This is a genomic window from Streptomyces sp. NPDC107559 (assembly GCF_055657365.1).
In genome coordinates this window covers 1-6448 of the sequence record NZ_JBVKBD010000049.1, presented here as the reverse complement: position 1 = coordinate 6448, position 6448 = coordinate 1, and the positions used below count along the sequence as shown (strand labels likewise).

Genomic DNA, 6448 nt, shown 5'->3' with positions numbered 1-6448 from the left:
CACCCTCGGCCCACCCCGTCCCCTCCGCGTCCGCAGAGAACGCCCGGCACCGCCCGTCCGCCGACAACCCCCGCTGCCGGCTGAACTCCAGGAACATCCCCGGAGTCGCCATGACCGTGGCGCCGCCAGCAAAGGCAAGGGAGCACTCCCCCGCCCGCAGCGACTGCACCGCCAGATGCAGCGCGACCAGCGACGACGAGCACGCCGTGTCCACCGTCACCGCCGGCCCCTCCAGGCCGAACGTGTAGGCGATGCGGCCGGACATCACGCTGGGGGTGGTTCCGGTGAGGAGGTAGCCGGCGAAGCCGTCGGGGGCGTCCTGGGCGCGTGGTCCGTAGTCCTGGGTGGTCGCGCCGACGAAGACGCCGGTGCGGGTGCCGCGCAGAGTCTCCGCGTCGATGCCCGCGTACTCGACAGCCTGCCAGGCAGTCTCCAGCAGGAGCCGTTGCTGAGGGTCCATCGCCTGCGCCTCACGCGGAGAGATCCCGAAGAACCCGGCGTCGAACTCCGCCGCGTCGTAAAGGAAGCCGCCCCCGCGGGCGTAGCTGGTGCCCCAGTGCTCGGGGTCGGGGTCGTAGAGCCGCTCGACGTCCCAGCCGCGGTCGGCGGGGAACTCCGAGATGGCATCCCTGCCGTCGGCGACAAGCCGCCACAGGTCCTCGGGCGAATGCACCCCGCCCGGATAGCGGCACGCCATGCCGACGATCGCGATGGGCTCGTCCACGACAGCCGCCGCGGCGCCTGCCCCGGTTCGCGAGTCCGGCCGGCCCGTCAGCTCGCCGAGGATGTGCTCCATAAGCCGCTCGGGCGTCGGATGGTCGAAGACGATTCCGCCGGAGAAGGTCAGCCCGGTGGCGCTGTGCAGGGCCTCGGCGAGCTCGACGGACATCATCGAGTCGAAGCCGAGCTCCTTGAAGGTCCGGGTCGGTTCGATCGAGCCGGCCTCGGAGCGGCCGAGGACGCCGTCGATGCGGTCGCGGACGAGCTGCCGTACGACCACAGACCGCTCGTCGGCCGGAAGTTGGGCCAGCGGGTGGCCGGCCTCGACTGCGGACGCCGCCGGAGCCGGAGCCGGAGCCGGAGCCGAGGGAACGTGCACGGTATCCGCGGGCCCTCGTTCGCCGCCATGGCGGTCATGCGCCGACCGCACAGGGGGCAACCAGTACGTCTCGCGCTGGAAGGCATAGGTGGGCAGGTCCACGAGCCGGCTGCTCGCGGCCGCGAGTTCGACGGCCACCCCCCTGGCATGCAGGTGAGCGAGCGCCGTTCCGAAGGTGAGATCCTCGTCCCGCTCCCGCCGCAGCACGGGCAGTGCCGCGGCACCGGGTATGGCACCTGGCACCAGTGCCGTCAGGACGGCGTCCGGGCCGAGCTCCATCAGCGTGCGCACGTTCCGGTCGGCCAGGGCGCGCAGGGTGTCGTGGAAGCGCACGGGCTGCCGTACATGCCGTACCCAGTAGGCGGGATCGCGCAGTTCCTCGTCCGCGGCCATGCGGCCGCTGAGGTTGGACACGAGCGGGATCGCGGTCTCGTGGAAGGCGGCCGACTCCACCACCGTACGGAAGGCGTCGAGCATCGGCTCCATGCGCGGCGAGTGGAAAGCGTGGCTGACGACCAGCCGCTTGGTCTTGCGGCCTCGCCGGGCGAACCGCTCGGCGACGGCGGTGACGGGCTCCTTGTCACCCGAGATCACCACGGAGTCGGGCCCGTTGACCGCCGCGACGGCGATCTGCTCAGGATCGGCGTCCGCGAGTGCCGCGCCGATCTCGTCCTCGGTGGCCTGCACGGCGATCATCGCTCCGCCGGCCGGCAGCGCCTGCATCAGCCGGCCTCGCGCGGCCACGATCCGGGCGGCGTCCTCCAGCGACCACAGCCCGGCGACGTGCGCGGCCGTGAGCTCGCCGATGGAGTGTCCGGCGAGAACGTCGGGCCGTACGCCCCTGGAGCGAACCAGCCGGTACAGGGCGGTCTCGATGGCGAACAGCGCGGGCTGGGCCCATTCGGTGCGATCGAGGAGCCGGCTCGGGCCGTACAGCATCACCTCGCGCAGCCGGCCGTCGAGGTATGGGTCGAACGCCTCGCAGATCTCGTCCAGGGCGCACGCGAACTCGGTTTGTGTGTCGTGGAGTTGGCGGCCCATGCCCACGCGCTGGGCGCCCTGGCCGGTGAAGAGCAGACCGAGACCGCCGGGGGTGGCCTCTGTGCATACGACGCCGGGGGCGGTGGTGCCGTCGGCCAGGGCGGTCAGGGCGCGGGTGAGGGACGGCAGGTCGGTACCCACGGCGACCCCCCGGTGGGGGAAGGTCTCGCGGGTCACCAGGAGCGAGCGGGCGATGTCCTCCGCGGGCGGGCAGTCGTCGCGGACGACGAGGTCGAGGAGCTTTCGTGCCTGGGTGCGCAGGGCTGGTGCGGACACGGCGGACAGCGGCCAGAGGGTGAGTGACCGGCCGCCGTCCGCTGTCCAGGTCGCGGGCGGCACTGCGCCCTCCTCGTGAAGATGCGTGCCGTCATTCGGGGGCGAGGTGACGTCGTCGTCACCGGTGCGGGGGGCTTCTTCCACGACGACGTGTACGTTGGTGCCGCCCATGCCGAACGAGCTGACGCCTGCGATGAGCGGCCGGTCCGGGTGCGGCCACTGTGAAAGGCCCTGCTGGATGCGGAGATTGAGGCGATCGAGGGGGATGTCGGGGTTCGGGGTGTTGTAGTTGAGGCTGGCCGGGAGCATGCGGTGCTTGAGGCAGAGGACGGTCTTGAGGAGTCCGGCTATGCCGGCGGCGGCGCTCAGGTGGCCGAGGTTGGTCTTCACGGATCCGACGGCAAGCGCGTCGTCCGTGGGGCGGGCGGTTCCGAGGACCGCGCCGAGCGCGGCTGCCTCCACGGGGTCACCGACCCGGGTGCCGGTGCCGTGCAGCTCCACGTACTGGACCGCGTCGAGCGGCACGGCGGCCTGTCGGTAGGCCTGCCGAAGGACGGCGCTCTGGGCCTGCGCATCGGGGGTTGTCAGGGTACGGCCGCCGCCGTCGTTGTTGGTGGCGGTCCCCCGGATGACGCAGTGGATGCGGTCGCCGTCCGCGAGTGCCTGCCGGAGGTTCTTCAGTACGACCGCTCCGCCGCCCTCGCCCGGGACGTAGCCGTTGGCACGGGCGTCGAAGGTGTAGCAGCGGCCGTCGGGGGAGAGTCCTCCCCAGCGTGCGGCAAGGAGGGGGCTCTCGCCGAGCAGGTGCAGGTTGACGCCTCCGGCGATGGCGAGCCGGGACTCGCCGCGGCGCAGGCTCTCGCAGGCGAGATGGACTGCGACCAGGGAAGAGGACTGGGCGGAGTCCAGGGTCAGGCTGGGGCCCCGGAGTTTGAGGAAGTAGGAGAGCCGGTTGGCGACGACGGCGCGCTGGGCACCGGGCATGGCGTGATGGGCGCCTGCCTGGACGGCGGCGTCCTGGTGGAGGAGCCTGGCGTAGTCGTCGGAGTTCACCCCGACGAAGACACCGACGTCGGCGCCCCGCAGTGCGGAGGGACGGATCCGGGCGTCCTCCAGGGCCTCCCACCCGAGTTCCAGCATGAGGCGTTGCTGGGGGTCCATGAATTCTGCTTCGCGGGCAGTTATGCCGAAGAAATCGGCGTCGAAGTCGGCGACTCGGTCGAGAAAGGCTCCACGTTCGAGTCCCGCCGTGTTCCCGAGTCCGGGAAGGTCCGCCCATTCGTCGGCCCGCCATCGGTCCTGTGGCACGTCGGTGATGGCGTCTCGGCCCTCGCTCAGCATGTCCCAGAGCTGTTCGGGTCCGTCGGCCTTCGGCAGGCGGCAAGAGATGCCGATGATCGCGACGGAGTCCTCCGGGACGTCGGCCGTCCGAGGTGTCTCGGCTGTGGCGTGACCTGCTTCGCGCATCGTCGCTCCCCGTTCGGAATTGGGTGGCAGTCCGGCTGGCGGATTCTCAGTGCAGGAGAATCGGCTTGACCGTCACTCCGCTTTCGCAGTCCTTGACGGCAGCGCTGATCTCGTCGAAGGCGTAGGTCCGCACGAGTCGTTCGAAGGGAAACCGTCCGGCGGCGTGGAGATCCATGAGTTGCGGAATGAACACGGCGGGAACGATGTCGCCCTCGATGACGCCGTGCACGGTGCGCCCCATGAGCTGGGTGAGCCCCAGGGACACGTCCTGTCCGCTGCCGGCCGAGCCGACGATCGCCGCGATACCGCCCATGGTCAGCGAGTCGACCGTACTGCGGGCGGTCTGCGGCAGGCCGACGGCGTCGAGGGCGAAGTCCACCCCGCTGCCGGTGACCCGGACGAGGTGGCCGGCGATGTCGGAGGCGTCGGCGTCCAGGACGTGGGTGGCCCCCAGTTCGACGGCGAGGTCGAGCCGCCCGCGGTGCAGGTCCACGGCGTAGATGGGGTCGCAGCCCGCGATCTTGGCAGCCATGATCCCGGCGAGCCCGACCGCGCCGGCACCGAACACGGCGATGGACGTGCCGGGTTGCGGGGCGAGCACGTTGAGGACGGTTCCGGCACCGGCCTGGAGTCCGCAGCCGAGCGGGCCGGCCAGGTGCAGGTCGAGGTCGTCCCTGACCTTGATCACAGACCGCTGCGGAACGACGACCTGGCCGGCGAAGGAAGACTGCCCGAAGAAGTGGCCGTTGAGTTCGGTGCCGCTCACCTCCTGGTAGGCGGTGCTACCGTCCGTTCGACGGCCGCGCAGGTTCAGCGGGCCCCAGTGCACGCAGTGCATGGGGTGCGCCGACTGGCAGTTGCGGCAGCGCCCGCAGCTCAGCGGGGCCAGGACGACCCGATCGCCGACCGCGCAGGTGTCGACGCCGACTCCGACCGCCTGGACGACCCCGCTGCCTTCGTGCCCCAGGACGGCCGGCAACGCGGGGGGCAGTACCTGGTCCCGGACGAGCAGGTCGGTGTGGCACACGCCGCTTGCGACGATCCGTACCCGGACCTCGTCGGGACGCAATTCGTCGGCGACGATTATCTCTTCGATTTGGAAATCTCCTGCCCTGTCACGAAGAACAGCGGCCCGAGTGGTAACCATTCACATTCTCCCCTGCGAGGCAATGCTCCTCCGAGACTCCGTCGCCGGTCCGCGCTCCACAACCCCTAGAAAACCAGTACGGGCACCGTCGGATATCGGAGTGACACCCCCTAGAAAACCACTATCCGCAGGCAGGTTGAGCGATCGATGTCGTCCGCACTCATTCCGGATACCTAGGGGTTGATTCAGTGGGCAGCCACTGTCAGATTCGTGGGGACAGTGATGCGCCGAGATGAAGGGCACAGGCGTCCCCACGATGAGCGACCTCAGGACGGACAGCGATTGGATCCGCCGGTACCACCCTTCTGCGAAGGCCGCGGTCCGTCTGGTCTGCTTTCCGCACGCAGGAGGTTCCGCCAGTTACTTCCATGGTGTCTCGGCAGCGCTGGCACCGGAGGTCGGGGTGCTCGCGGTTCAGTACCCGGGCCGGCAGGACCGCAGGAGTGAGCCGCCGCTGCGCACCATCGAAGAGATGGCCCAGGGTGCCGCAGCGGCGATAGCCCCGTGGGCGAACGGCCCGCTGGCCTTCTTCGGGCACAGCATGGGGTCGATGGTGGCGTTCGAGACTGCCATGTCGCTCGCGCGTGACGGCATCACCCCGGCCGCGCTCTTCCTCTCCGGTCGCCGGGCACCCTCCCGGGTGCGCCAGGAGAACATCCGGCTGCGCGACGACACGGGAATCATGGCGGAGATCCGCCGACTCGGCGGCACGGAGAACGCGTTGATGGAGGACGACGAACTCCGGCAGATGGTCCTGCCCGCGCTCCGTGCCGACTACCACGCCGTGGAGACCTATCACCCACGCCCCGGTGCCGTACTCGACTGCCCGGTCGTCGCCCTCGTGGGCGACGCGGATCCCCGGACCACCATCGACGAGGCTCGCGCCTGGTCCGACCACACGAGCGGCCCCTTCGAGTTGAAGGTCTTCCAAGGCGGCCACTTCTATCTCAACGCACAAGTCCCGGCGGTGCTCGATGTGTTGCGCACCCAGCTGAACGCACTGGGGTTGCGCGTCACCTCACCATGACCCGCCAGGTAGCCGACCCATTCTCTCTCTGCAACGCGGAGGTGCCCACGATGTCCCAGATCAAGGTGCTCCTGGTAGGCGGCCCGTCCTACTTCCCCGAAGACGAGCGCATACAGTTCACCGGCTCGCTCACGGAGAAGATCAAGCACCGGTTCGGGGCGGGCTACGAGCACTTCACCCACGAGGGCGACTTCACGACGCTGGACGACGAGAAGCTGGCCGTGTTCCGCTGGACGGCGCGCACTGCCATCGCAGAGTGAGCGTCAGGTGACACGCAGCAGTCCCGGCGAGCTGCGCGAGATCCGCGTGCAGGCACTGGCAGGACCCAGCGAGAGGGCGACCGAGGCGCAGCATGCCAAGGGCAAGCTGACGGCCCGGGAGCGGATCGAGC

General features: G+C 70.0%; 4 protein-coding genes. 2 read left to right on the top strand and 2 right to left on the bottom strand.

What is annotated here, in order from left to right:
- Both ACZ7OY_RS44500 and ACZ7OY_RS44495 read right to left on the bottom strand, forming a co-directional pair.
- On the bottom strand, positions 1 to 3883 hold a 3883-nt coding region (locus tag ACZ7OY_RS44500; protein WP_472251207.1), incomplete at its 3' end, for a type I polyketide synthase.
- A 46-nt stretch (positions 3884 to 3929) separates the two neighbouring features.
- Entirely contained in the window at positions 3930 to 5030 is a 1101-nt protein-coding gene (locus ACZ7OY_RS44495; RefSeq protein ID WP_472251206.1) for an NAD(P)-dependent alcohol dehydrogenase, read from the bottom strand.
- A gap of 256 nt (positions 5031 to 5286) precedes the next feature.
- On the opposite strand from ACZ7OY_RS44495, the gene ACZ7OY_RS44490 reads away from it, so the two are divergent.
- Together ACZ7OY_RS44490 and ACZ7OY_RS44485 are read left to right on the top strand one after the other, a co-directional pair.
- The gene (locus ACZ7OY_RS44490; protein ID WP_472251205.1) at positions 5287 to 6057 is read left to right on the top strand and encodes a thioesterase II family protein; all 771 of its coding nucleotides are present in this window, start codon (positions 5287 to 5289) and stop codon (positions 6055 to 6057) included.
- A gap of 50 nt (positions 6058 to 6107) precedes the next feature.
- Positions 6108 to 6317, top strand: a complete 210-nt coding sequence (locus ACZ7OY_RS44485) for a DUF5988 family protein (protein ID WP_472251204.1) — start codon at positions 6108 to 6110, stop codon at positions 6315 to 6317.
- Positions 6318 to 6448 lie beyond the last annotated feature (131 nt).